Annotated in this window: 24 protein-coding genes and 1 pseudogene; 10 read left to right on the plus strand and 15 right to left on the minus strand. The window is 66.8% G+C overall.

Annotation, left to right across the window (positions count from 1 at the left end; all coding sequences use genetic code 11):
• Positions 1 to 6: 6 nt before the first annotated feature.
• From G6N66_RS05190 to G6N66_RS05205, 4 genes and pseudogenes are all read right to left on the minus strand, one after another.
• The gene (locus tag G6N66_RS05190; protein ID WP_085231962.1) at positions 7 to 1,800 is read right to left on the minus strand and encodes a thiamine pyrophosphate-requiring protein; all 1,794 of its coding nucleotides are present in this window, start codon (positions 1,798 to 1,800) and stop codon (positions 7 to 9) included.
• A 40-nt stretch (positions 1,801 to 1,840) separates the two neighbouring features.
• Positions 1,841 to 2,854 carry an SDR family oxidoreductase gene (locus G6N66_RS05195; protein ID WP_085231961.1) on the minus strand — a complete coding sequence of 338 codons (1,014 nt, stop codon included), beginning with the start codon at positions 2,852 to 2,854 and terminating at the stop codon, positions 1,841 to 1,843.
• Between the two features lie 132 nt (positions 2,855 to 2,986).
• Positions 2,987 to 3,611 (minus strand): annotated as a pseudogene (locus tag G6N66_RS05200) (superoxide dismutase).
• Positions 3,612 to 3,646: 35 nt separating this feature from the next.
• The gene (locus G6N66_RS05205) at positions 3,647 to 4,465 is read right to left on the minus strand and encodes an SDR family oxidoreductase (protein WP_085231998.1); all 819 of its coding nucleotides are present in this window, start codon (positions 4,463 to 4,465) and stop codon (positions 3,647 to 3,649) included.
• A 271-nt stretch (positions 4,466 to 4,736) separates the two neighbouring features.
• On the opposite strand from G6N66_RS05205, the gene G6N66_RS05210 reads away from it, so the two are divergent.
• A complete protein-coding gene (locus tag G6N66_RS05210; protein ID WP_085231960.1) occupies positions 4,737 to 5,024 on the plus strand; it encodes a DUF3349 domain-containing protein in 288 nt (95 codons plus the stop codon).
• 58 nt (positions 5,025 to 5,082) lie between these two features.
• Here the strand turns inward: G6N66_RS05210 and G6N66_RS05215 are convergent, their stop codons facing one another.
• The 6 genes from G6N66_RS05215 to G6N66_RS05240 all read right to left on the minus strand — a co-directional run bounded on the left by G6N66_RS05215 (position 5,083) and on the right by G6N66_RS05240 (position 10,385).
• The gene (locus G6N66_RS05215; protein ID WP_085231959.1) at positions 5,083 to 5,847 is read right to left on the minus strand and encodes an endonuclease/exonuclease/phosphatase family protein; all 765 of its coding nucleotides are present in this window, start codon (positions 5,845 to 5,847) and stop codon (positions 5,083 to 5,085) included.
• Positions 5,847 to 6,473 carry an SAM-dependent methyltransferase gene (locus G6N66_RS05220; RefSeq protein WP_232079209.1) on the minus strand — a complete coding sequence of 209 codons (627 nt, stop codon included), beginning with the start codon at positions 6,471 to 6,473 and terminating at the stop codon, positions 5,847 to 5,849. Before G6N66_RS05220 ends, G6N66_RS05215 begins: the two co-directional genes overlap by 1 nt.
• Positions 6,470 to 7,219, minus strand: a complete 750-nt coding sequence (locus G6N66_RS05225; protein ID WP_085231997.1) for a PIG-L deacetylase family protein — start codon at positions 7,217 to 7,219, stop codon at positions 6,470 to 6,472. Before G6N66_RS05225 ends, G6N66_RS05220 begins: the two co-directional genes overlap by 4 nt.
• Positions 7,216 to 7,926 (minus strand): glycosyltransferase, encoded by a 711-nt coding sequence (locus tag G6N66_RS05230; RefSeq protein ID WP_085231957.1) that lies wholly within the window; start codon positions 7,924 to 7,926, stop codon positions 7,216 to 7,218. The genes G6N66_RS05225 and G6N66_RS05230 overlap by 4 nt, the downstream gene beginning before the upstream one ends.
• Before the next feature lie 17 nt (positions 7,927 to 7,943).
• Positions 7,944 to 8,201, minus strand: a complete 258-nt coding sequence (locus G6N66_RS05235) for a DUF7218 family protein (protein ID WP_085231996.1) — start codon at positions 8,199 to 8,201, stop codon at positions 7,944 to 7,946.
• A gap of 72 nt (positions 8,202 to 8,273) precedes the next feature.
• Positions 8,274 to 10,385 carry a catalase gene (locus G6N66_RS05240; protein ID WP_085231956.1) on the minus strand — a complete coding sequence of 704 codons (2,112 nt, stop codon included), beginning with the start codon at positions 10,383 to 10,385 and terminating at the stop codon, positions 8,274 to 8,276.
• A gap of 104 nt (positions 10,386 to 10,489) precedes the next feature.
• Here G6N66_RS05240 and G6N66_RS05245 point away from each other — a divergent pair, with 104 nt between their 5' ends.
• The 3 genes from G6N66_RS05245 to G6N66_RS05255 are packed head-to-tail and all read left to right on the plus strand — an operon-like array spanning position 10,490 to position 14,175.
• The gene (locus tag G6N66_RS05245) at positions 10,490 to 11,509 is read left to right on the plus strand and encodes a chemotaxis protein CheB (RefSeq protein ID WP_085231955.1); all 1,020 of its coding nucleotides are present in this window, start codon (positions 10,490 to 10,492) and stop codon (positions 11,507 to 11,509) included.
• Positions 11,502 to 12,269, plus strand: coding sequence for an STAS domain-containing protein (locus tag G6N66_RS05250; RefSeq protein ID WP_372515964.1), 768 nt, complete (start codon positions 11,502 to 11,504; stop codon positions 12,267 to 12,269). The genes G6N66_RS05245 and G6N66_RS05250 overlap by 8 nt, the downstream gene beginning before the upstream one ends.
• Before the next feature lie 52 nt (positions 12,270 to 12,321).
• Positions 12,322 to 14,175, plus strand: a complete 1,854-nt coding sequence (locus G6N66_RS05255) for a CheR family methyltransferase (protein WP_085231953.1) — start codon at positions 12,322 to 12,324, stop codon at positions 14,173 to 14,175.
• Here the strand turns inward: G6N66_RS05255 and G6N66_RS05260 are convergent.
• Positions 14,172 to 15,095 carry a chemotaxis protein CheB gene (locus G6N66_RS05260; RefSeq protein WP_085231952.1) on the minus strand — a complete coding sequence of 308 codons (924 nt, stop codon included), beginning with the start codon at positions 15,093 to 15,095 and terminating at the stop codon, positions 14,172 to 14,174. The genes G6N66_RS05255 and G6N66_RS05260 overlap by 4 nt on opposite strands.
• A gap of 185 nt (positions 15,096 to 15,280) precedes the next feature.
• Between G6N66_RS05260 and G6N66_RS05265 the strand changes: the two genes are divergently transcribed.
• Both G6N66_RS05265 and G6N66_RS05270 read left to right on the plus strand, forming a co-directional pair.
• A complete protein-coding gene (locus G6N66_RS05265; protein ID WP_085231951.1) occupies positions 15,281 to 16,444 on the plus strand; it encodes a glycosyltransferase in 1,164 nt (387 codons plus the stop codon).
• 61 nt (positions 16,445 to 16,505) lie between these two features.
• On the plus strand, positions 16,506 to 17,552 hold the full coding sequence (locus tag G6N66_RS05270) for a helix-turn-helix transcriptional regulator (protein ID WP_085231950.1): 1,047 nt from the start codon (positions 16,506 to 16,508) through the stop codon (positions 17,550 to 17,552).
• 1 nt (position 17,553) lies between these two features.
• Here G6N66_RS05270 and G6N66_RS05275 read toward each other — a convergent pair whose 3' ends face one another.
• On the minus strand, positions 17,554 to 18,171 hold the full coding sequence (locus G6N66_RS05275; protein WP_232079210.1) for an ANTAR domain-containing protein: 618 nt from the start codon (positions 18,169 to 18,171) through the stop codon (positions 17,554 to 17,556).
• A gap of 364 nt (positions 18,172 to 18,535) precedes the next feature.
• Between G6N66_RS05275 and G6N66_RS05280 the strand changes: the two genes are divergently transcribed.
• Together G6N66_RS05280 and G6N66_RS05285 are read left to right on the plus strand one after the other, a co-directional pair.
• Complete coding sequence (locus G6N66_RS05280) at positions 18,536 to 18,961, plus strand: STAS domain-containing protein (RefSeq protein WP_139825108.1); 426 nt, start codon at positions 18,536 to 18,538, stop codon at positions 18,959 to 18,961.
• A gap of 53 nt (positions 18,962 to 19,014) precedes the next feature.
• A complete protein-coding gene (locus tag G6N66_RS05285; RefSeq protein WP_085231948.1) occupies positions 19,015 to 19,458 on the plus strand; it encodes an SRPBCC family protein in 444 nt (147 codons plus the stop codon).
• On the opposite strand, the gene G6N66_RS05290 is transcribed toward G6N66_RS05285, so the two are convergent.
• Both G6N66_RS05290 and G6N66_RS05295 read right to left on the minus strand, forming a co-directional pair.
• Entirely contained in the window at positions 19,459 to 20,157 is a 699-nt protein-coding gene (locus tag G6N66_RS05290) for a TetR/AcrR family transcriptional regulator (protein WP_085231947.1), read from the minus strand. It abuts the gene before it with no gap.
• The gene (locus tag G6N66_RS05295) at positions 20,141 to 20,593 is read right to left on the minus strand and encodes a hypothetical protein (protein ID WP_085231946.1); all 453 of its coding nucleotides are present in this window, start codon (positions 20,591 to 20,593) and stop codon (positions 20,141 to 20,143) included. The genes G6N66_RS05290 and G6N66_RS05295 overlap by 17 nt, the downstream gene beginning before the upstream one ends.
• 122 nt (positions 20,594 to 20,715) lie before the next feature.
• On the opposite strand from G6N66_RS05295, the gene G6N66_RS05300 reads away from it, so the two are divergent.
• Positions 20,716 to 21,489 carry a hypothetical protein gene (locus G6N66_RS05300; protein ID WP_085231945.1) on the plus strand — a complete coding sequence of 258 codons (774 nt, stop codon included), beginning with the start codon at positions 20,716 to 20,718 and terminating at the stop codon, positions 21,487 to 21,489.
• 213 nt (positions 21,490 to 21,702) lie between these two features.
• The gene (locus tag G6N66_RS05305; protein ID WP_085231944.1) at positions 21,703 to 22,680 is read left to right on the plus strand and encodes an alpha/beta fold hydrolase; all 978 of its coding nucleotides are present in this window, start codon (positions 21,703 to 21,705) and stop codon (positions 22,678 to 22,680) included.
• Between the two features lie 4 nt (positions 22,681 to 22,684).
• On the opposite strand, the gene G6N66_RS05310 is transcribed toward G6N66_RS05305, so the two are convergent.
• On the minus strand, positions 22,685 to 24,052 hold the full coding sequence (locus tag G6N66_RS05310) for a flavin monoamine oxidase family protein (protein ID WP_085231943.1): 1,368 nt from the start codon (positions 24,050 to 24,052) through the stop codon (positions 22,685 to 22,687).
• Between the last annotated feature and the right edge of the window lie 61 nt (positions 24,053 to 24,113).

The raw sequence follows: 24,113 nt of genomic DNA on the forward strand, positions 1-24,113 counted from the left end.
ATCGCGCTAGCTGTTCTTGTGCGGCAGGAATTCCTGCACCTTGGTTTTCAGGCCCTGCTTGACGAAACCGACCCGGTCTTCGTCACCGGCGAGCACGGCCGTGCTGAGGGCCTTGAACTGCTCCCAGGTGGCGTGCGGCGGGATCGGCGGCATGTCGGGATCGGTGTAGACGTCCAGGACGGTGGGACGGTCGGCCGACAGCGCATTCCGCCAGGCGTCCGCGAGTTCCTCCGGATCCTTGACCGCCATCGCGTTCAGGCCGAGGCTGGCCGCGAACGCGGCGTAGTCAACGTCGGGAAGTGTCTGGGACTCAACGAATTTGGGTGCGCTGGCCATGGCACGCATTTCCCAGGTGACCTGGTTGAGGTCGTTGTTGTGCAGGACCGCCACGATCAGGCGTGGATCGCTCCACTCCTGCCAGAACCGTTTGATCGTGATCAGCTCGGCCATGCCGTTCATTTGCATGGCGCCATCCCCCGCGAAGACGATGACCGGCCGGTCCGGGTGCCCGAACTTGGCGCCGATCCCGTAGGGGACGCCGGGGCCCATGGTGGCGAGATTGCCCGACAGCGAGCCTCGGATGTTGCCGCGGAAGCGCAAGTTGCGCGCGTACCAGTTGGCCGACGACCCGGAATCGGCTGTGACGATGGCGTTGTCGGGCAGTTGCGGGGAGAGTTCGGAGAACAGCCGAAGCGGGTTGACCGGGTGGGCGCCGACCATCGCCTCCTTGTGCATGGTTTCCCACCAGCGCGACACGTTTTTCTCGATCCCCTCGCGCCACGACCGGTCCTCCTTGCGAAGCAGATGGGGAATCAGGGCCCGCAGTGCCGCCTTCGCGTCGGATACCAGGTTGACCTCGTACGGGTAGCGCATGCCGATGAACCGACCGTCGATGTCGATCTGCACCGCGCGGCACTGGTCGAACTCGGGCAGGAATTGCGTGTACGGGAAGCTGGATCCCACGGTCAGCAGGGTGTCGCACTCTCGCATCAACTCGTAGCTGGGGCGGGTTCCCAACAGCCCGATGGATCCGGTGACCCAAGGTAACTCGTCGGAGAGCACGTCCTTGCCCAACAGCGCTTTGGCGGCTCCCGCGCCGAGCAGGTCGGCGACCTCGGCGAGCTCGTCGTGTGCTCCGCGCGCGCCGCTCCCGACCAGCATGGCGACCTTGGTGCCCGCGTTGAGCACTTCGGCCGCGCGTGCGATGGCCGCATCGTCGGGGGAGACGGCCGGCCACTCGATGCCCAGGCTGGACGGCACCATCTTGAACGCGTGGGTGGGCGGCGAGTATGGCAGCTCCTGCACGTCGGCGGGAATGATCAGCGCCGTGGGGGTGCGTTGCGTCATCGCCACCCGGATGGCGCGATCGAGCACATTGGGCAATTGTTCTGGGACAGTGACCATTTGGACGTAGTCGCTGGCAACGTCCTTGTACAGGCTCAGCAGGTCGACCTCTTGTTGGTAGGAGCCGCCCATGGCGCTGCGGTTGGTCTGCCCGACGATCGCCAGTACCGGTACGTGGTCGAGCTTGGCGTCGTAAAGACCATTCAGCAGGTGAATCGCCCCGGGGCCCGAGGTGGCCGCGCAGACGCCGAGGCGACCGGTGAATTTGGCGTAGCCGACGGCCTCGAACGCGCTCATTTCCTCGTGTCGCGACTGGATGAACATGGGCTTGTTGTCGGCGCGGCCCCATGCCGCCAAGATTCCGTTGATGCCGTCTCCGGCGTAGCCGAACACGTGCTGAACGTCCCAGGCGCGCAACCGCTCCAGCAAATAGTCGGCAACGTCTTGTTTGGACATGAGTTTCCTTTCTCGAACAGTTCGAAGTTCGGCGTGATCGTCAAGTGAGGCGCCGGCGCACCCGCCCCGCCGCGCTAGCCAGGGCCGCCGCCGCCGTGCCCCCGAGAACGCCGCCGAGCAGCCCGATCAGGCCGTGGTGCTGGGAGGCCCACAGCTGCGCGCTGCGATCGGTGGACTGGTCGTCGAAAATGCCGTGGGCGCCGAAGTCATGGCCGTCAGTGCCGTCGGCCGGCTGCCACAGGTTGGCCGGCTGGTCCGACGGGCGGGGCTGGTCGGTCTGCTGGGAGTCGAACCCGGTCCGGGCCAGGTAGCGGTCCAAAAGACCGGGCGCTATCGCGTTGGCGGCCAGCGTGCCCATCGTGCTGGCGCCCACCCAATATTCGCGCCGCCGCGGATGGTCGGCGGCATACAGCACCGCCCGAGCGGCGACCTCGGGCTGGTAGATGGGTGGAACGGGTTGGGCCTGTTTGGGCAGCCGCGACAGCACCCAGGAGAACTGCGGGGTGTTGACCGCGGGCATCTGGACCATCGTGACGCGCACTTTGCTGTGTTCGTGCAGCAACTCGCAGCGCAGCGACTCGTTAAAGCCCTGGATCGCATGCTTGGCGCCGCAGTAGGCGGTTTGCAGCGGAATGCCGCGGTATGCCAGCGCGGAGCCAACCTGGACGATGGTGCCGCGATCTCGCGGTTTCATCCGGCGCAACGCGGCCATGGTGCAGTAGACGTACCCGAGGTAGCTCACCTCGGTGACGCGCCGGTACTCCGCGGGCGCGATCTCGGAGAACGGCGAAAAGACCGATGTGAAGGCGACATTCACCCACACGTCGATGGGCCCGAAGGCGCTTTCGACCTCACTCGCCGCCGCCTCGCACTGCTCCGGATCGGCCACATCGGTGGGTACCACACACGCCTTGCCGCCGGCCGCCTCGATCTCACGGGCCGCGGCGTTCAGCCCCCGCTCGCCGCGTGCCACCAAGCCCACCTGCGCCCCGCGGGCGCCGAAGGCCGCGGCGGTGGCTCGCCCGATTCCGCCGCTGGCGCCGGTAACGACCACGACTTGCCCGGTAGGGCCCTTGCCACCTGCTAAGCCACCTGCCACCTCGTCGTGATACCCGCAATTCCGCCGGTTATTCCTGCCTATATGTGCTTTCAGGCAAAGATTGCAGAAGGCAACAAAGTCGTCGGGTCAGACCACGATCACGTTGTTGGTGCCGGCGGTGGCGGTGGCGAACCGGTTGCTGACGTCGCCCCAGTTGACCACGTTCCAGAATGCCTTGACGTAGTCGGCCTTGACGTTTGCGTACTGCAGGTAGTACGCGTGTTCCCACATGTCCACCTGCAGCAGTGGAGCGATCCCGAGCGGCACGTTGGCTTGCTGGTCGTACAGCTGAAAGGTGAGCAGCGTGTCGGCGAGGCTGTCATAGCCCAGCACGGCCCAGCCCGAGCCTTGCAACCCGTTGGCCGCGGCCGTGAACTGTGCCCGGAAGGGCGTCGAAGGAACCGAACGAGTCGTCGAGGGCGGCGGCCAGATCGCCGGTGGGCTTGTCCCCGCCGTTGGGGGACAGGTTCTTCCACCAGATGGAGTGGTTCACGTGCCCGCCCAGGTTGAAGGCGAGGTTCTTCTCGTTGAGCAGGATGGCGCTGTGGTCGCCCTTTTCGCGGGCTTCGGCCAGCTTGGCGAGGGCGTCGTTGGCGCCTTTGACGTAGGTGGCGTGGTGCTTGCCGTGGTGCAGCTCGTTGATCTGCCCCGAAATGTGCGGTTCGAGCGCACCGTAGTCATAGTCCAAGTCGTGCAGCGTGTATTCGGCCATCGGAAGTCCTTTCTCGCGGTTTCTGCTTCGAAGGTTCAGACGCGCAAAAAACCTCGCGATCGAGGCTTTTCCGGTTGGTCGCTGTTGCCGTCGGTGCGGGGCAGCATCAGGGTCTGTAGCCACGTGTCGACGTCTGGGCCCACCACCGCCGCGTGGCTCGGCGCCAGCAGCACTCCCGCCGCGAGGGCTGCCGGCACGGGTTTCACGGCGCGCACGCGACGTTTATCACCTTGCGCGGCAAGATATTTCGCTGTCAGCCGGGGCAGCCGGATCGCGTGTGGCCCGGTGATGGTGCGTGGCGCGCGGGTCTGTGCCAGCGCGGCCTCGACCAGGACGTCGGCGACGGTATCGGCGGCGACGGGCTGGATCAGCCAGTCCTGCACGATCACCTCGTCGTCGTTGCAGATCACCGCGGCGGGATTGGTGGCGAATTCGTGGAACTGGGTGGACGTCACGATCGTCGCCGGCACCTGGCTGTCCAGCACGATCTTTTTGGCGGCGCGTTTGGCCGCGAAAGTGGGATATCCGTCGAAGGCGGCCTGTTCGAGGCACGCGATCGTCAACAGCACCACTCGCTGGACTCCCCGCGCGATGCACGCGCCCACCACGTTGCGCGCGGCCGCCGCGGGGTCGGGCGTCGGGTTCGACACGTCGATCACGACGTCGACTCCGCGCAGCGCCTCCGACAAACCCTCGCCCGTGATGACGTCCACCCCGCGGGCACGAGCGATTTGTACCACCTCGGTAGCGCGGTCTTTCAACCTGCTGACGACGCGGGAACCGGCGGTGCCAGTGGCCCCGATGACGGCGATGTTGGTCGTGGCCCAACCCCTTTCGGCGGGGCACCCGGTGATCGGCAGCCCCTGGGTAGGGGCCCAATACCCAGGGAATCGCGGCCCAAACGCCCGATCGCATCCGGGGGTGGGCCGGCGCGACGCGAAGGCCGCCGAACAGCGCCAAAGGCGACAACTCGACACACGTCGAGTCCCAGTGCGGTCTGTCGGACCGGGCCCATCTACGCTCTGTTACATGTACGGATGTGGTTCCGCCAACCTCAGTTTGGAACCGCGGCGGCGGGCTATACACGATGCGAATAACAAGCGGGGCGGGTGAGCGAGGTGTGCGATGAGACTGTCGGATCGGTTATCGAGGTTCATTGCCTTCCTGCGGGCCGGCTACGCCGCCGGTGCGCCCACGACGGGCCACGTGGCGCTGCTGGCCCTGCTGCGGCGACGCGTGACCGATAGCGAAGTCGTCGCGATCAGCCGCAAGCTCGTCGGGCAACGGCGTTGGCCGGTCGACACGGCCGATATCGGCGTCGAGATCACCCGGGTTACCGACGACATGCCCGCTCCGGGTGACATCGCGCGTATCCGGCGGCGGCTCGCCACCGAGCAACGGCCCAAAGCCTGAATGTCCTGCCGCGCAACGTAATTCCGCGGCCAGCATCACGCACAGCAAACCGGCGGGGTCAAGCGCGCTGCACGTCGACCAGCAGCGGACGGTGATCGGAGATGGGCATCAGCTCGGCCTCCACGGCCCTGGCGCGCAGGGCGGAGTCATCGGTGAGGATGTGGTCGAGCTGGCGGTGGGGGCCCGACGCGGGGAACGTCGCGACGTCGGCCAGCGATCGCATGCCCGACCAGCGACGAACCGCCGCGGGTGTCATGTTGAGGTCGCCGGCCAGCAACCGCGGGCCCGGCAGGCCGCTCAGGTCCCGAACCAGGCGGCGCAGCTGGCGCCGATTCCAACCGGGCACGAACGACAGGTGCGTGTTCGCGACCGTCAGCGCCCCCAGCGGGGTGTGCACAAGTGCGATCACCGCGGCCCGCGGCTCCTCGTCAACCATCATCACCTTGTTGGGCCCGGGCAGGTACATCGGGAAACGCATCGGAATCCGCGGCAATCGCAAGACCTGCCAACTGTTCACCGGAAAACGGGACAACAGCGCGATCCCGTAGGCGGCGGTGCCGGGCTGTTCACGCCCAGTGGCGGCCACCCAGGTGGCCCCGGGGGTGCCCGAGATCGCGGCCACAAACCGGTGCTCCACCGCACCCATCGCCGTCGCCGCCGCCGCGGTCAGATCGGCGCGCTCCGAACGGGGCTGGTCGCAGTCGACCTCCTGCAACGCAAGCAGATCGGGGTCAAGCCGGCGCACGCAGTCGCTGAGTCGCTGCAAATCCACCCCGTCGCCAACGGTGCGGGCGTGCAGGATGTTGAAGGTCGCCACGCGCATCAGCGGGCCCCGGGCACCTCGTCGCGGACCGCCACCGACTGGCCGTCGCCGTTGTCGAACACCTCGATGACGACATCGCGGTCCCGGTAACAGCCCAGCGTCGTCATTCCGGGAGTGTCCGCGATGATCGCGTGCGCCTCGTCGCCGGTGAGCGGGTAGTCGGCCACGGCATGGCGCCAATGCGCGGCCACCAGGGTCGCGCCCGGCGGCAACCGGCGGCATTCGCGGTGCAACACCGTGGTCAATGCATCGGCCCCCAAGTAGTAGGCGACCTCGCTGAGCACCACCAGATCGAAGGGCCCGGGCGGCCACGCGTCGTCGAGCGACGCCCGTGCCAGGGTGACTTGCCCGCGGAACCCGGCATCGCGCAGCCGCATGTCGGCGGTCCGCACCGCCACGTCCGCCACGTCCACCGCGGTCACCCGATCGCAGCGCAGCGCCAGCAACTCCGTCAATACCCCGATGGAACAGCCGGGTTCGAATGCGTGCTGGTAGCGGCGCCGGGGGAGCAGCGCCAGGGTGATCGCATACTTACGCTGCTCGTACCACCGTGTCGCCAACTCCCACGGATCTTCGGTGCCGCTATACATTCGGTCGAAGTAGGCGTCCGGCAGTCGTGCGGTCACACGAACACCAGCTCTCCGACGGTCAGCAGCCGCTGCAGGACGAACGCCGGCAACACCGGGGCGCCGCCTCGCGCGGCCTCGAATTGGCTGCGAAAGCATTGCGCGGCAAGGTGTTTACGATGCAGCGCCCAGGGCGACGCGCGCACCGAACGCGCGCGGTCCCAGGGGACCGCAGGGTCGGTCGGGCTGGCCCAATGCCACATCCACACCGGATACTCCAACAGGGTGGTGCCGGTGCGCGCGCACGCCGCCGCGGCGGCGCGTCCGACGGCCTCGTGGTCGGGATGGCCGTCCCCCCGCCAGGTGCCGGCGCACCTGGTCCCCGGCGCGGCTTTCTCGAGGATCACCGCGAGCGACTCGGTGAGCTCATCCTCGTGGTCAGCCAACTGCCCGTCGGGCAGGCCCAGCGACATCGGTGCGCCAATTCCCAAAACCTCTGTCGCCCTGCGGAGTTCGCGTCGCCGCAGCGACTCCAGGCGAATTCGCTGCGACGGCGACGCGCCGGGCTCGGCGGCCCCGCCGTCGCTGACCGACACCACCGCAACGTCCACCCCCGACGCGGCGAGTTGGGCTGCCGTCGCACCCATCCCGAGGGTCTCGTCATCGGGATGCGGTGCGACGACGATCAGACCGGGGCACTCGGTGAGATCCAGCGCCGCCGTCGGGCGGATTGCCCACTCCCGCGCCGGCGTGCCGCCGCCGGAGAGCGGCGTGGCCGCAAACCGGGCCGCGTTGCCGCCCGTCAAGCGCAATCGTCCGTCGCCGTCGCGTCGTCGAGTCGGTTGAGGTAGTCAGCGAATCCATGCGGGGCTCGGGACTGGATGCGCGCCGAGGTGGTGACCGACAACTCGGCGTCGCGATGGACCCGATAGCCAGCGGCCTCGAATCGCTCGACCAGATCGACGTCCTCCCCGGAGGCCAGCGCGCGAAAACCACCCACCCGCCAATAGGCCCTGGAGCTGAAGCCCATGTTCGCGCCGTGCACGTGCGCGTGCGGGTCCGCCCGGTAGTCCCGCACATACCGATCGGCGACGGCCAGGGAACGCTGCTCCCAGTCGGCGACTCGAACCACGCCCAGCACCATGTCCGCGCCGAGGCCCAGCTGGTGGACCAGCCAATTGGGATCCACGCGGCTGTCGGCATCGGTGGTGGCGTACCAGCACTTGGCATCGTCCCCACACAGCGAACGGGCGTAACCGAAGCCGACCGCGCGTGCCGTCCCGACGTTGCCGGCCTCGATGCTGACGAAGTGCACGTCGGGCCCGTACTGGCCGGCGAGTTTTGCGCTGCTGTCGTCGCTGGCATCCAGGACCACCACCACGGTGACCGGGATCGGCACGCACAGGGCGGCGGTCAGCACCGCCCGCAGGCACGCGGGCAGACTCGCTCGTTCGTTGCGGGCTGGGATCACGACAGCGGCCCGGTCATAGCCCCGGAGGGGAGGGGTGGACATCTTCTAGGACCGCTTCCTCAGTGGTTGCGCAGCTTGGCGACCAGCTTGTCTTTCGTCAAGCCGGAATAACCAGACATGCCAAGTTCTTTGGCGCGCTTTTTCAGTTGCGGCACGGTCCAATCGGCGTAGGAACCGGACTTGCCGCCCTTGCGTCCCACCGACGATTTCCCGCGGCCGGCCGCCGCGTTGGAAATCCGCGCTGCCTTTTCCTTGGAGTCGCCCTGCTTGCGCAGGTCCTGATACATCTTCTCGTTCTTGATCGACGAGTTCGGCACGGTCGTCACCTCCGATAGATTGCTGAGACCCGGTTGCCAGGATGCCCATCCTGATGCTGGTCAAACCCCGCCTTAGGCCGGCACCGGGTCGGTCTGTCGTTGCCAACAGCGGTGCTGGGCCAGCGCGGCGGCGAATTCGGTGACGAACTCCTCCGGGAAGTCGTCGGCCGCGGCGGTGGTGGTCACGACGGATTGGTCGCTCACGACGGCAACATCCTCGGCGAGATCGTTTCCGATCCGCGCGGTGCGGAGCAGATCGACACCGGCGCCGAACGCGCCGATGGGCTTGAGATGTTTGTACGCCTCGACGACGAAGTGCAGTGCGTAGCCGTCGGCGGCAAGCGTCGACACCGACCGTGGCCCGCACGCCACCACGACCGCGTCGTAAAGCACCGATGCCATCGTGGTGAAGGCGCGGTCCACCGGCAGTTCGCCGCCCGATCCGCCCTCCAGGCTCCCGCCGGCGACGGGGGCCAGCACTTCGACCACCGCCCCACGTTGCTGCATCAGTTCGATAAACCGCTGCGTTCCAACGACATCCACACCGTCAGCGGCCAGCACGGCGACCCTGCGCGACTCGATCGTGTCGCCCGCATTCGATATCTGAGACAGCGCCGGAGACGACGCCATGTTGTCGTCGATGGGTTCCGTGGGCGGCTCGGGCAGCCCCAGCTTGGCGGCCACCTGGGTGGCCAGCGTGTGGTCGACGCGGGCGAGCTGTGCCACCACCGCGGCACGGATGTCGGGTACCTCCACCTTGCCCAGTTCGAAGGCGAAGGCGGCGACGATGTGTTCGGCTTCCACCGCCGTCATGCTCTTCCAGAACATCCGCGCCTGGCTGTAATGGTTTTCAAAGGACTGCGCGCGCTTTCGCATGGTGGCGCCGTCAACTCGCTGCGTGTAGTGGCGGAACACGCCTTCGTCGGCCAGCGCGGGACAGCCGCCGCCGAGGCTGTTCTTGAGGTAGCTCGAGCGGCCCTGCGGGATCGCGTGCTGGGAGTACCCGTCCTGCTGGTTGTTGCGGACCTCGGCCAGCGGCCGGTTGATCGGCAAATGTGCAAAGTTGGGTCCGCCGAGGCGGATCAACTGGGTGTCGAGGTAGGAGAAGTTGCGGAACTGCAACAGCGGGTCGTTGGTGAAGTCGATGCCGGGCACCACGTTCGCGGTGTGGAATGCCACCTGCTCGGTCTCGGCGAAGAAGTTGTCCGGGTTGCGGTTCAGCACCATCTTGCCCACCGGTCGCACCGGAACCTGTTCTTCGGGAATGAGTTTGGTCGCGTCGAGCAGATCGAAGTCGAACTTGAATTCGTCGGCCTCGGCGACCAACTGGACCCCGAGCTCCCACTCCGGGTACTGGCCCGCCTCAATGGCCTCCCACAGATCGCGGCGATTGAAGTCGGGGTCCTTGCCGGCGATCTTCTGACATTCGTCCCAGATCAGCGAATGCACACCGAGGCGCGGCTTCCAGTGGAACTTCACGAACGTGCCCTCGCCGCGGTCGTTGACCAACCGGAACGTGTGTACGCCGAAACCCTGCATCATGCGATAGCTGCGCGGAAGGGCTCGATCCGACATCAGCCACATGATGGTGTGCAACGTTTCCGGTTGCAGCGCAACGAAATCCCACAGCGTGTCGTGCGCGGATTGCGCCTGCGGAATCTCGTTGTGCGGCTCGGGCTTCACGGCGTGTACGAAGTCGGGAAACTTGATTCCGTCCTGGATGAAAAAGACCGGAAAGTTGTTGCCGACCAGATCGTAGTTGCCCTGCTCGGTGTAGAACTTCGTCGCGAAGCCGCGCACATCTCGCACCGTGTCGGCCGAACCGCGAGACCCGACCACCGTGGAGAACCGGACGAACACCGGGGTCTGCGTGCCCGGACTGGTCAGAAACCTCGCCGCCGTGTACTCGGCCAGCCAGTCGTCGTACGGTTCGAAAAACCCGTAGGCGCCGGCTCCGCGCGCATGCACCACTCGCTCCGGGATGCGTTCGTGGTCGAAATGAGTGATCTTCTCCCGGGCGTGGAAGTCCTCCAGCAGCGTAGGACCCCGGTCACCCACCGTCAACGAATCGTCGGTGTGGTCGACCCGGACACCCTGCTGGGTGGTGAGGTATCCGGTGTCGCGACGGACCCGGTTCGGCTGCAAAGCCTGGTGCTTTTTGTCAGACGTGTTGTCGGTTGCCATGGCGTTCCGGTTACCACCGTTAATCAGAACGAAACAGGAACCGACCCTTGTCACCTGTTCACCGCTGCTCCGGTTGCCTAGGCTCTAAGGGGGTAACCGAGGGTGTGGTGATTCAGGCGAACAAGGGATCCGACGACTTGCGGGGCGTCGTAGCGATCGGTGCGTCTGCTGGGGGTGTGGAAGCGCTGTCCAACCTGGCGGCGGGGTTGTCGCCGGATCTGCCCTATGCCTACCTGATGGTCTTGCATATGCCCGCCGGAGCGCCGAGCATCCTGGCCCGCATCGTCGACCGGAAGGGTCCGCTGCCCGCTGTCACCGCGGAAGACGGGGCGTCCCTGCTGCCCGGCCACATCTACGTCGCACGCCCGAATCGCCATCTTTTGGTCGAAGACCATCGCCTGGTCGTGTCGCAGGGGCCGACGGAGAATGGGCACCGACCCGCGATCAACGCGTTATTCCGTTCGGCTGCATTGGCTTTTGGGCCACGAGCGATCGGCGTTTTGCTCTCGGGTGTGCTTGACGACGGCGTGTTGGGGCTGGCGGCGATCCGTTCCCGGGGCGGCACCACGATCGGTCAGTCACCCGACGACGCGTTGTTCTCGGCCATGCCGACCAATGCCCGTGACGCCGGCGTGGTGGAGCAGCAAGCGGCGGCCGCCGACATGGGCGAGGTGCTCAGAAAGCTGTCGCACCGAGAGATCGAGGAGTTGGACATGGAGCCCGACGCTGCGATGGAGGTGGAAAACCGCATCGCCATGGCCTCCCACTTCGCCACCGACTTCGACACCCAGGAACTCGGCCCGGCGTCGGGGTACACCTGCCCGGACTGCAAGGGATCGCTCGTTTCGTTGGACGGCGGGAGTTTTCGCTGCCGCGTCGGTCACGCCTGGACGCGCGACGCGCTGCTGGCCGCCCGCGACGACGAGGTGGAGAACGCGCTGTGGGTGGCCCTGCGCAGCCTGCAGGAGAAGGCGAAATTAGCCAGGCAACTGGCGGACACCGTGGATCACGGCCTGCTCTTTCAGCGTTATGTGTCCCTGGCCGAGGAGGCCGAACGCGCGCTGAGCGTGCTCAGCCAGCGTCTGGCGGCCTCCGGCCCCCGCCGGGGTGATGCCGGTGGCTGAAAACAACTTTCCTACCCGGCCTATCCGGATCGACACCGAGTGCCACCATGGGGTGTCGTTCCTCAAACTGGCGGGAGCCCTGGATGCCGCCAGCTATCGCATGCTGCGCGACACTATGATCAAGGCGGCGCTCGACGAGCCGCGCGCGGTGCTCGTCGACATCAACGATTTATCCGTGTCGTCACCATCGTCGTATTCGGTGTTCGCCAGCGCCCGCTGGCACGTCAGCGTCTGGCCCGACGTGCCGATCCTGCTGGTCTGCGCGGACCCGCGGCGTCGGCAGGCGATCACGCGCAGCGGCGCGGCACGGTATGCGCCGGTGCACCCCACCGGCGAGGCGGCACTGGCGATGGTCGCCGATGGGTCGCCGGCGGCCCGGCGGCGCGCACGGACCCAGCTTCCGGCCGACGCCGTCAGCATCGGTCTGGCCCGACACTCGGTCGCCGACTGGCTCACCGCGTGGGGTCAGGAGGAGCTGACCGCCGTTGCCGGCTTGGTGGCAACCATTTTCGTCGATAACGTCCTCGCTCACACCGACAGCGCGCCGCTGTTGATCGTCGAGAATTATCAAGACACGGTCACCGTTGCGGTGCAGGATGGCAGCCGAACGCCGGCGAGCCTGCATGAGGATTCCGACCGCGGCGCGGAAATCGTGTCCGGTCTGGGCATCGTTGCCGCGCTCTGCCGCGCCTGGGGAAGTACCCCGACACCCACCGGCAAGACGGTGTGGGCATCGGTCGGTCGCGAAAACCGGCTTTAACGTCGCGAGTAGTGTTCGAGTTCTTCGGCATACGCTTTTGAAACGGAACTCCATGGACGGTACGACGGACGAGTCCTTCGAGGCTTTGCTGCGCTATCTGCGCGATTCCCGCGGCTTCGACTTCACCGGCTACAAGCGGACGTCGCTGATGCGTCGCGTCCAGCATCGGATGGATCAGGCCGGATGCACCTCATTCGAGGAATACCTCGACGTGCTGCAGGCCAGCTCGGACGAGTTCGCGTCGTTGTTCAACACCATCCTCATCAATGTCACCGCGTTCTTCCGCGATCCCGACGCGTGGGACTTCATCAGCGCCGAGGTCATCCCCCGGCTACTGGCCGAGCGGGGTCCCAACGACCCGGTGCGGGTGTGGAGTGCGGGATGCGCGTCCGGGCAGGAGGCCTACACGCTGGCCATGCTGCTCGCCGAGGCGCTGGGCCCCGAGGCGTTTCGCCAGCGCGTGAAGATCTATGCCACCGACGTCGATGAGGAGGCATTGACGGAGGCGCGCGCCGCATCGTATGACGCCCGGGCCGTCGAGGGGGTGCCGGCGGATCTGTTGGCCCGCTACTTCGAGCAGGTCAACGGCCGCTACCTGTTTCACAAGGATCTGCGCCGTGCGGTCATTTTCGGCCGCAACGACCTGGTCAAGGATGCGCCGATCTCCCGGGTCGACCTGTTGGTGTGCCGCAACACCCTGATGTATCTCAACGCCGAAACCCAACGAAATGTCCTGGGCCGTCTGCATTTTGCCCTTGGTCCGCAGGGCACGCTGTTTTTGGGACATGCCGAGATGCTGCTCAGTCACAGCGATCGGTTCACCCCGCTGAACCTCAAAGATCGCATCTTCCGCAAGGCCATCGGCTCACACACGGGCGTGGATCGTTACGACCCGAGTGCGGCTTTCTACGATCGACAAAATGACCAGTCCGGCCTGAGCAACTTGCGCGAAATGGCTTTCCGCGCAAGCCCGGTGGCCCAGATCGTGGTCACCGGCGAGGACACCGTCGCCATGATCAATCAGCAGGCCGAGAACACCTTCGGTCTCTCGGCACGCGACATCGGCCGGCTGCTGCGTGATCTCGAAGTGTCGTACCGCCCGGTCGAGCTGCGCGCCTATCTCGAGCAGGCGAAGGTGGAGCGCCGGTCGGCGCGAATTCAGGACGTGAAGTGGCAGCGGCCAGGCGCTGAAACGGTGTGGTTCGAGATCCACATCAATCCCCTCGTCGACGTCGACAACGGCCTGCTCGGGGTGTCGATCGTGTTCTTCGACGTCACCGCGACACGCGCGCTGCTCGACAAGGTCGTCCAGACCAACAGCCAGCTCGAGGCGGCCTACGAGGAGTTGCAATCCACCAACGAGGAACTCGAGACCACCAACGAAGAACTGCAGTCGACGGTGGAAGAACTCGAGACCACCAACGAGGAACTGCAATCCACCAACGAAGAACTCGAGACCATGAATGAGGAGCTGCAGTCCACCAACGACGAACTGCACACCATCAACGACACGCTGCGCGAACGCAGCGTCGAGCTGGACGACGCCAAGAATTTCCTCGACTCGCTGGTCAACTCGGTTCGGCTGGGAATGGTCGTGGTGGACCTGGAGATGAGGGTGGCGGTGTGGAATCGCGGGAGCGAAGAGCTCTGGGGTCTGCGGGCCGACGAGGCGGCCGGAGTGAACTTCACCGCGCTCGATATCGGCCTGCCGATGGATACCGTGCGCCCGCTGATCGGCAATGCGTTCGTCGATCCGGACAGTACCGGTGAAACACTGGTCGACGCCATTAACCGCCGCGGCCGAACGACTCGGGTGCGCGTCACGTGTACGTCGTTCATCTCGAACGAGGGAGCTGTCAGCGGGGCGCTGCTGCTGATGGAGGTGCTGGAACAGCCCTCGGCCTAGACCGGCCTCCTGGCGGCCGCGTGCGCGGCGGCTTGGTGCGCTTGTTGCGCACGACGCAACGACTCCGCGGCACGCTGCCGCGCCGCGGCTACGGTCTGCGGCGTTGCGCCCCGACCCGCTGCGAGCTCCTCGCGTCTGCGCCGAAGTTCGGCCACCCGCATCCGGGCGGCCTCCGCACGCGCGGCCGCCCCGTCGAGGACCTGATCGCGTGACATCGCGGCCCGAACGTCACGTTCTGCGGTGGTCGCGTCACCCGCGTCCAGTTTGGCAGCGTCGGCGGGCTCCTCCGCTGATGCCCTCGGTGACGTTGCAGCCCAACTACTTTCGAGCGGGCGTGGCAGTGGCGCACCCTCGATGATGGCCAGCAGAACGCGACCGATCTCGCACACCGGCAACACCAGGTCGGCTCCGGCGCGCGCCGCGGCGATCGGCATGGACGGGTATTCGGCCGTGCCGGGGCTCTGGGCGATCACGATGGCACCCGCCCGTTTCATGGCAGCAGTGCCCGCGGCGCCGTCTCGTCCGGAGCCCGACAGCACCACGCCCACACCCCGCGGGCCGTACGATTCGGCCACCGACGTCAACAGCACGTCGAACCGCCGCTCGCCGACGGTTTTCCTGGTTCGCAGGCGACAGAAGCCTTCCGGCGTCAGTTCCATGTGCAAATCCGGTGGACACACGAGCACGCGCCCCGGGGTGACGACCTGCCCGTCGACGGCCCAGTCGACCCGATGTGGTGATCGTCCGCTCAGGATCGCGGGCAGGACACTGGAATGGCCACCAAGGTGCTGTTGCACGACAAGGGCGGCCGGAAAATTTCTCGGCAGGTCGCTCAGCACGATCGACAGGGGATCCAATCCACCTGCCGACGCCAGCAAAGCGACCAGCTCGATAGCCGGACGACGCGTCTCTGTCGCCATTGCTCAAGTGTCTACCCATCGGAGGGCTTTGGCACAGTATCCACCATCCGAAGGGTTCCGACAGCAGGCGAACAGCTCGAGCCGGCGCGTTTAGCCGGTTACAACTCTGGCTACAAGGGTAGGCACGGAGATGTTGCTCGCGTATAGCAACGTGCGCGAACGGGGGCCGTTCGAAGGATGTTGCAATGAAAATCGCGATGGTCAGCGGTGACGATGTCGCCGGTGAAGACTCCTTGCAGTTCTGCGCGGCACTCGCGGCGCAGGGGCAGGACGTCACATCCTATGTGAGGCGACGGGATCGCCGGCGTGCGGTAAAGGGGGACGACCTTTATCGGGTCGTCCCGATAAACGTCGGTCCCAAGGCGCCGCGATCCGACGAAGAAGTGTTGCCATTCATCGGCGACTGGGCGGCCAAGCTTGAGCGTCGGTGGTCGGCGGATCAGCCGGACATGGTGCATGCCCACGGTTGGCTCGGCGGCCTCGCCGCTCAACTGGCGGCACGGCGACGGCAGTTGCCGACCGTCCAGACATTCCAGGGATTGGCTACCATTTCGGGCTCTACGGACGGCCCAGCCGAGGTGAGCGAGCGCGAACGCATCGAACCGCTGCTTGCCCGCAATGCGACCTGGGTGACCGGCGAGAGCAGCGCGGCCGTCGACGCGTTGGCCAGATTCCGGCGCGGGCGGGCGCGGTTGTCCATGCTGCCCGGTGGCGTCGACGTCGACCGGTTCAGTCCGGTCGGACCGGAGGCTGCCCATACCGATTTGCCACGCATCCTCTGCTTGGCGCCGAACCCATTGCCGGGCAATGGGTTTGACATCGTGATCCGAGCGCTGTCGAAAGTTCCCGGCGCGGAGCTGGTCGTCGCCGAAACCGCCGCCACCAATGACTCACACGACGTGGCGCGGGCCCAGCTTCAACGACTCGCCCAGCAAATCGGAGTGGCCGACCGGGTGCAGTTCGCGGGCACGGTCGCCGACAAAGAGCTGCCGAAGCTGCTGCGATCCGCCGACGTGCTCGCGTGTACGCCGCGCGAGTCGCCACGTGCGACCGCCGTGTTAGAGGCCATGGCCAGTGGTGTCGCTGTGGTCACGCTGCCCGTGGGTATCCTGGCTGACGCTGTGGTGCACGCCGTCACGGGGTACGTGTTGTCGCCGAGCAAGCCCGCCGAATTGGTCGGGGCGTTGAGAAGGCTTCAGGCGCAACGCTTTCTGCGGCAGAGCATGGGCGCGGCGGGCCGCAGCCGCGCGATGTCGCGGTTCACCTGGGATCGGATGGCGCTGGAATCGCTGACCATCTATGAACAGGTGGATTCCCTTCCGGCGGCCCACCTTGCGAGAGCGCGCTGACTGCTTACCCGGTCGTCTGTGTGTACGCTCGTCGTAGGCCGCTACGCCGGCCGGTACAACCATGGTGAGCGTCACTGAAAACACAGCAGCCGAGGTGCCACCCGCGGCGGCGCACGAGGACGTTCCCCGTCGCCCCCACGAGTCGGACCCAGGCGGTGGGCCGGGCTCGGTCGCGGTCCAGTTCGAGCAATTCCGAACGTCCGACGCGATCGCCGCGCGGCGGTTCTTCAGCGGAGCTTACGCGCCGGGGTGGCGGCTCACCGGGCTCACGACGGGTTCGGCCGTCAATCACCGGCGCTGCCAGGCCCGGTCGATCACCCTCGACGAGGTGCTGATCGAGGGGCGCCTGCGCTGCGAGATTCCGGCCGCCGACACTGTCGTCGTGATCCAGCCTCGCGCGGGATCTCTGACCGTAACCGACGGCCCGTTACCGACGGCGGAGTGTCCGGTATTGGTCGCTAACGGCACGTTGGGCGCGCTGGACTTGAACACCGCCCGGTTCGGCGTGGTGAGCATCGCGGCGGACGTGCTGCACAAGGCCGCCGCCGAGCGGCGCGTGCCGTTGCCGCAGCAGATTCAGTTCCTCAGCTGGCAACCGCGTTCGCCCGCCGCGGTGCGCGCATGGCACCGAGCGCTGGACTATGTGACCACGACGTTGGCTTCGGCAGACACCGTCGGTCAACCGATGATCGCCGCCGCGGCGGCTCCCTTGCTCGCCGCCGCCCTGCTCGATTGCTACCCGTCCAACGTGACCGCGGAGGACGACTTACTGAGCGATGCGACGGTGCCGCGAGCACTCAAAGACGCGATGTCGTTCATCCATCGCCACGCCGCCGGGGATATCGGCGTCAACGAGATCGCCGACGCCGTGCACCTCACGCCGAGGGCCGTGCAATACCTGTTCCGGCAGCGGCTCGACACCACTCCGACGGAGTACCTGCGGCGGGTCCGGCTGCACCGCGCACATCAGGATCTAAGGGCCGCCAGCCATGGATCGGCCACGGTGACCGAGATCGCCCAGCGTTGGGGCTTCGCGCACACCGGCCGGTTCGCGGTCCTGTACCGCCAGACCTATGGACACAGCCCGCACACGGCGCTCAGACAGTGACTTACGGGTGCGGATGCCCCGCGGCCTCCCGCAGCACGATGCCGGCACGGTCGGCCACATCGTCTGGCAGTTTGCCGCGCGCGGCCGTGCTGGCCACCACGCGCTCGGCGAGGACGCGCACCTTGACGTTGGATTCCTGAGACAACCTCGCGAGCAGCAGGAACGCCGAGTCCGCGGTCAACCCGTAGCGCAGCATCAGCGCGCCCATCGCCTGGTTGATGACCGCCCTGCGCGCACTGACGGCCCGCACCGATTCGCTGACTTGCGCTTGAATCTCGTCGTTGACCTGGTCGGTGACATCCAGACAGAACCCGGTGATGCCGGCGAGTGCGCCACCGTCGTCGCAGAACTGGTCGGCGACCACCATCACCAGCCGCTCGTGCCCGTGGGTGTCGGTAACCCGGTGCCGACTGCTGACCGGGGAGCCGCGCTGACGCAACTGCTCGAGCAGACCGGCCAATTCGGCCGTGGGGCAAACAGTGCCCGGTTCGTAGCCGTGCATGCGTGCGGCTTCGTCGGACCATTCCCAGCGGTCGCCCGCGACGGTGTAGCGGAAGCTTCCCACGGGGGTGCGGGCAATGGGCCGCACCAACTCTTCACCCTCTTCGCGCACGCGCACGAGCTCAACCTATTCCGGCAGTGGTCGCGCGGGTACCCGACACCAGCCCAATTTCGCATTTCGGATAAGAAGGCGCGGCCGGCGAAGGCGGCCCCGACGCGCGGCACACGAGCCGCCAAACGAAACCGGACCACCCGCCGTAAGCCACCAAACGAAGACCTTTTGGGACTCGTGAGGGTGCGTTTTGAGCGGAAACCGTTGGCTGGCTTGATCTTCGATGCTCAAGGCGGTGGGTCCCCGACGATTTTCGGAAGACGGCAACGGGTGTTGCCGCTAGGCTGTTGACTTGCCAGCCACCGGGCACCTTGTGTGTTTGTTGTGCTCACCCCCCGGACGGCGCGACGACATGACTGCTTTACGTGACATGCACTCTCCGCAGCGAAGCGAACACACGCCGTCCCGCTTCTCCATCGACTGCGCCGGGGCGCAACTGTACGTTCACGCGCGCCGCGCAGCCACGGTGCTGCGCATCGATGGCGAAATCGACTCCGCCAATGCCGGTCTGGTCGGTCAAACGATCCGCCGATTTGCGCGGCCAGACGTTCCTGTGGTCATCGACCTCAGCCAGCTGAGTTTCTTGGGCATTGCCGGCTTTCGCGCACTGGCGGCCTTCAACGAGCAAATCCAGGCGACCGGACCGTCGTGCCAGGTCGTCGCCGGCGCGGCGCTGCGTCGCCTGACGCGCGTCGTCACCAATCACGGGTTGTCGCTTGTGGATTCCGTCTCCGCGGCCCTCATGCGCGTCGAGGGCGAAGACCACCCGGATCCTCTGGCCGACTCGGCAAAGTGAACCTTGGCGTGGCACGTCGGAGCGCGCGCCCGGGCTCGGCCTAGCATGTGGGAATGGTCGAAATTCACATACAGCAGACGATCACCGCACCGGTCGAGAAGGTTTTTGACTGGATGACCGACCCGGCCAACCTGGCGGCCGCCCCGTTGGTGGTCAACGCCGGCTGGGCCAAGGGTTCGCAGGCGCCTGCCGTCGGCGCGGTGCGGGAGGTGGCCGGGATTGGTGCGTGGTTTCGCGAAGAAATCACGGCCTACGACCGGCCGCACAGCTACTCCTACCTCATCATTCGCTCGGTCCCGTCGTTCAAGCACGACGGCGGCACCCTGACCTTCACCGCGTCGGGCGCCGGTACGCACGTCGATTGGCTGACTAACTACACCCACCCGAGTTGGGCGGGAGGCAGGGTGCTCGAGGCGGTGACCCGCCGGTTGCTGCGCGCGAGCTTCCTTTCGCTGTTCACCGCGTGCGCGAAACAGCTTGAACGCCAAGCTGCTTGATCACTTGCTTGTTCGGCCCACCATGATTTCGACTTGCGCGCGATCTAAAACGGTGACGCTTCCGTCGGGCAACCCGAGGATGCGGTCGACGGCCAACCCGTGCAGCCTGAGCCGGCTGGCCAGGACATCGATGGCGTGCTCTCGGGCCGAGGAATCCGGCGCGTCGACAATCTGAACGACGTTCGCGTTGACGCGTGCCGACAGGCCCAGAATCATGTCCGCGACCCCATCGGCGTCGAAGGTCTCAAACACGCCCTCTGCCACTCCGTCGGCGATGACGCGAGCCAGCAGGGGCCGCACCAGATCCTCGCTCACCGCGACGATCCGCCCATACAGATGGGCGTTTTCGGGACGCAGCAGCGAGACCATCGCGGCCAGCTGCTCCGCAACGCCCAACCGCATCTTGACGTCAAAACCCGCGCGTAGCAACGCATTGAGTCGATCCAGCGCGGTGCCCCGAGACGCGGCGAGCGCCTCTTCGATGGCTGCCAGCTGTGCGCGGCCGCCGCGCTCGGCCAGCGCGGTGATCAGCTCGTCCTTTGACGAAAACCAGTGGTAGAAAGCGCCTTTGGAGACTCCAGCAGCAGCGATGAGGTCGTTGAGGCTGACGTTGTCGTAGCCGTGCTGGACGAACAGTGCCGAGGCGCGATCGAGAAGTTCGGCACGACGAATATCGGGATGTTTAACGACCCGCGGCATCCCGCGGTTCCCGCCGGTTGGGTTTTGCGATCCAGCCCACATAGGTCAGGTACAGCCCGATCAGGGCCACCCCGATGAACATGGCGCGGACCACCGGAATATCGTTCTGCGCCAAAGATTTTCCGGCCGAGTCGTAACTATCGGGGATGGCCAGGACCAGCACCCCGCGGATCGCGAGGAACCAGCCCAGCAACGACACCAGGACGGCAGCGACACTGCGCCAATACTGGTGAAACGCGATGATCACGCTGCCCCACAACAGCAAGGCGGCTCCCAACACCCATTGCCACATCGGATCGCCGGCGAACTCGCGCAGCAGCACCGGCATTTGCGTGGTGGCGCGCGCGGCCACGATGGCCGGGACGATGGTGAAGAACGGCCCGAACGCGCGGGCGAACATCCGGGTACGACGCTGCGACTGATCCGATGAGTTCATTGCTACCCCCTGGTGACCAACCGAGTCTAACCGACCAATGGTCGGTATGACAGACCGCCGGTCTGAAAGCGCCCACTACCCCCACACCCGCTGCGGCGGAGCCGCTCATACACTGGCCCTTCGTGGGCATACTGTTTGGGTTCACACCCTGGCTCGTCTATTGGGTGCTCGTCGGTAACGTCCCCTGCACCGCCGCCGCCGTGGTCGCGCTCGCCTTGGCCGTCGTCGGGGCCCTTGTGGGACTTGCGTCGGGGCGGGGCGCCGGCCAGCCGGCGGGGGCGCTTCAAATCGGTTCCGTGGCAGCACTTTTCGTCATCTCCGCGCTGACATTCGTGCTAGATGATTCGTCGATGCAGCGGTGGTGGTTGACGCTGGGCAACGCGGGGATCTTCTTGGTTGCGCTTGTCGGTGTGCTGATCGGCAAGCCGTTCGCGCGCGAGTACGCCGCCGCGGAGTATCCCGCCGATGTGGTCAAGACGGAGCTGTTCGGGCGGATGGTCACGGTGCTGAGCTGGCTCTGGGTCGCCGTGTTCGCCGCCATGACGGTGTCGTCGCTGATCCCGGCGCTGGTCAACGTCAAGGCGCCGTGGTCCTACCTGCTGTGCTGGATCATTCCGTTTTCGCTCTTCGGCGTGGCCGCATTGGCGTCGCCGTTGGGGCCCGAGCGAATGCTTGCCGGCATCGACGACGTCGAGCGCGAAACCTCGTTCGTCGCGTACGACGAAGCCACCATCGACGAGCTCTATTACCTGGCCCAGGAACACGCCAATCGCGAAGTCGGTCCGGGCAAGGAGGCCTACAACGTCAAAGTCGGCGGCATGGGAACCCCGCTGACCGGGGACGAGTCGCGAAAGTCATGGCCGTCGACCTACAAAGTGCGCGAGCGCAAGCACTGAGCGTCAACCCAATCGGCGCATCAGCTCGGCCGCGGCGTACTGCCCGCTGTCCGGTGGCGGTCATTCAGCGTCTCACCGGACCAAATTTATTGGACGGCCGTGCTGAAATTGGTGGCGTGAGTTTGGCCGATTCGCCTCGTTCCCCGATAACCGAGCGTTAAACTCGCCCCAACCAGAAGCGGCAACGGGGCCGCCTTCGAGGGGGGAGCGGCGATGAGTGCTTCAACGTTGGTACTGGACGAACCACGGGCCGGCGCCCCCCAGCGATTGCCCGACGTATTGCCGCCAAGCCACAGCCTCACCGTCCGCGCGGCGGACGGCACCGCGCTGCATACCGAGATCTTCGGGCCGCCCGACGGTTATCCGATCGTGCTGGCGCATGGCATCACGTGCGCCATCCGGGCCTGGGGCTACCAGATCGCCGAGCTCGCCACCGACCACCGGGTGATCGCGTTCGACCATCGGGGGCATGGACGCAGCGGCGTCCCGGGCCGGGGTGGTTATAGCCTCGAGCACCTCGCGTCCGATCTCGATGCGGTGCTGGAGGCGACGGTGGCCCCGCACGAGCGCGCGGTGCTGGTCGGGCACTCGATGGGCGGCATCGCGATCGTCGCCTGGTCGCAGCACTACCGCGACAAGGTTCGCCAGCGCGCCGACGCCGTCGCGCTGGTCAACACCACCACCGGCGACCTGCTGCGCGAGGTGAAGCTGCTTTCGGTGCCGCGGGAGTTCTCGCCGGTCCGGGTCATGGCCGGGAGGCGCCTGATCGACATCTTTGGCGGGTTCCCGATCCCGGGGGTGGCCCGCATCCCGACCCGCTATTTGGTCGCGATGCTGGCGGTCGCGGCCGAGGCGGACCCGAGCGCCGCGCGGCTGATCTACGAGCTCTTCGTGCACACGCCACCGCGAGGCCGCGGGGGTTGCGCCAAGATGCTCGTCGACTCCCTGCGCCAGCACCACCTCAGCCTGGACGGTCTGACCGTGCCAACGCTGGTGATCGGCAGCGAACGTGACCGGCTCACCCCGATCAGCCAGGCGCGCAGGATCGCGCGCACCGCACCCAACGTCGTGGGTCTCGTCGAACTGCCCGGCGGCCACTGCGCGATGCTCGAACAGCCCCACGAGGTGAACCGCCACCTGCGGTCGCTGGTCGAGTCGGTGACGGCCGGGATGCGGCGGATCAGCTCATAGCGACTCAGAGCAGCCTGCTGACCTCAGCGGCCGCCCGCTGACCGGACCTGACGGCTCCGTCCAGGAAGCCGGTCCATGCGTCTGCGGTCTCGGTGCCGGCCCAGTGGATCGGTCCAATCGGCTCGCGGAGCCACTGCCCGTATCGCGTCCAGGCCCCCGGCGGAACCGCGGCCGTCGGGCCACCCGGGGCGAATTCCTCTGCGCCCCAACGATGGTCCACATAGTCGAGGGGTTTGAGCGCCTCGTCACCGAACAGCGCGGCGAAACAGCGCAGCGCGTCACGGCGGCGCTGCTCGGCCGGCAGCGTGTCGAAGGCGCGCGCATCGACGAACCCCATCAGGATGCCCGGTCCGTCGTCGCCCTGCGGGCTGACGTCGAAGGTGATGAATACCGGGCTCTCGTCGGACAATGTCTGACCGGAAAGCCCGTTCGCGCGCCAGAACGGCGTGTCATATGCCGCGTAGGCCTTGCTCAGTCGACCCTGCGGCCAATGTTTGGCGAGCTGGATGTGGGCGGGCGGCAGCGGGGGATCGAACTCGATGAAGGTGCGGTGCGCGGGCGGTATGGCGACGATGACGAAGCCCGCCTCGGCCAGACCGCCATCGCAGGTGATCGTCACACCGCCGCCGTGGCGGTCGATGCGACGAACGGCGGCGTTGAGCACCACCCGTGTGCCGAGTTCGCGGAGCTCGTCGGCGGCCGCGGTGGCGATCTGTTGGGTGCCGCCCGGGAAGTGGTCCTGCTGGGCGCCGTTCTCGACGTCGAGGAGCCGATCCAGCCCGCCGGCCGCGCGGGCGTAGCGGACGGCGTGCAGCATCGACACCTCGTCGGGTTCGCATCCCCACGTCACCCGCGCCATGATGGCCATCAGGTCGCGCGACGAGGCGGTGGCGCGGATCGAGCGCAACCAGCCCCCGAGGGAAAGGGCGTCGAGCTTGCGCGCGTGCCGCGCATCCCAGGGCGCGGCCACCGGCACGGTGCGGGCGAGGCGTTCGAACTGCCAGCGCAGCCGACCGACGTCGAGCAGGCTGACCAGTGAGAGCCTGGGGATTGCGCCTCGGTAGGGGCGCGCCCAGCCGCGCCATTGGATCAGGTTCTTGCCGTCGTTGTAGGTCGGGGTGGTGGCGATGCCGAGTTCGGCCGCCAGGGCCAGGACGGCGTCTTGGGTGGGGCCGACGAAAGTGCCGCCCAGGTCCGCGGGCAGGCCCGCGACGCTGCCGGTGAAGGAGCGCCCGCCCACCCGATCGCGCCCCTCCAGCACCAGCACGTCGTGACCTAATCGGGTCAGCTCGCGGGCCGCGGTCAGCCCAGCGAAGCCCGCACCCACCACCACCACGTCGACGGTCCAGGACGGGCGGGACGGGTTGGCCACGTCCCCTAGTCAACCGCATTGCGCGGCTTCCGTAGGCTGACCCCGTTAAAGTCTTCACCGC

This window comes from Mycobacterium conspicuum (assembly GCF_010730195.1).
Lineage (GTDB): Bacteria > Actinomycetota > Actinomycetes > Mycobacteriales > Mycobacteriaceae > Mycobacterium > Mycobacterium conspicuum.

Excerpts from the sequence above, each read along its gene's own strand:
- G6N66_RS05190 (WP_085231962.1), bottom strand. The coding sequence starts at position 1,800 with ATGTCCAAACAAGACGTTGCCGACTATTTGCTGGAGCGGTTGCGCGCC.
- G6N66_RS05210 (WP_085231960.1), top strand. The coding sequence starts at position 4,737 with ATGAGACTGTCGGATCGGTTATCGAGGTTCATTGCCTTCCTGCGGGCC.
- G6N66_RS05215 (WP_085231959.1), bottom strand. The coding sequence starts at position 5,847 with ATGCGCGTGGCGACCTTCAACATCCTGCACGCCCGCACCGTTGGCGAC.
- G6N66_RS05230 (WP_085231957.1), bottom strand. The coding sequence starts at position 7,926 with ATGTCCACCCCTCCCCTCCGGGGCTATGACCGGGCCGCTGTCGTGATC.
- G6N66_RS05240 (WP_085231956.1), bottom strand. The coding sequence starts at position 10,385 with ATGGCAACCGACAACACGTCTGACAAAAAGCACCAGGCTTTGCAGCCG.
- G6N66_RS05255 (WP_085231953.1), top strand. The coding sequence starts at position 12,322 with ATGGACGGTACGACGGACGAGTCCTTCGAGGCTTTGCTGCGCTATCTG.
- G6N66_RS05260 (WP_085231952.1), bottom strand. The coding sequence starts at position 15,095 with ATGGCGACAGAGACGCGTCGTCCGGCTATCGAGCTGGTCGCTTTGCTG.
- G6N66_RS05265 (WP_085231951.1), top strand. The coding sequence starts at position 15,281 with ATGAAAATCGCGATGGTCAGCGGTGACGATGTCGCCGGTGAAGACTCC.
- G6N66_RS05270 (WP_085231950.1), top strand. The coding sequence starts at position 16,506 with ATGGTGAGCGTCACTGAAAACACAGCAGCCGAGGTGCCACCCGCGGCG.
- G6N66_RS05280 (WP_139825108.1), top strand. The coding sequence starts at position 18,536 with ATGCACTCTCCGCAGCGAAGCGAACACACGCCGTCCCGCTTCTCCATC.
- G6N66_RS05285 (WP_085231948.1), top strand. The coding sequence starts at position 19,015 with ATGGTCGAAATTCACATACAGCAGACGATCACCGCACCGGTCGAGAAG.
- G6N66_RS05290 (WP_085231947.1), bottom strand. The coding sequence starts at position 20,157 with ATGCCGCGGGTCGTTAAACATCCCGATATTCGTCGTGCCGAACTTCTC.
- G6N66_RS05295 (WP_085231946.1), bottom strand. The coding sequence starts at position 20,593 with ATGAACTCATCGGATCAGTCGCAGCGTCGTACCCGGATGTTCGCCCGC.
- G6N66_RS05305 (WP_085231944.1), top strand. The coding sequence starts at position 21,703 with ATGAGTGCTTCAACGTTGGTACTGGACGAACCACGGGCCGGCGCCCCC.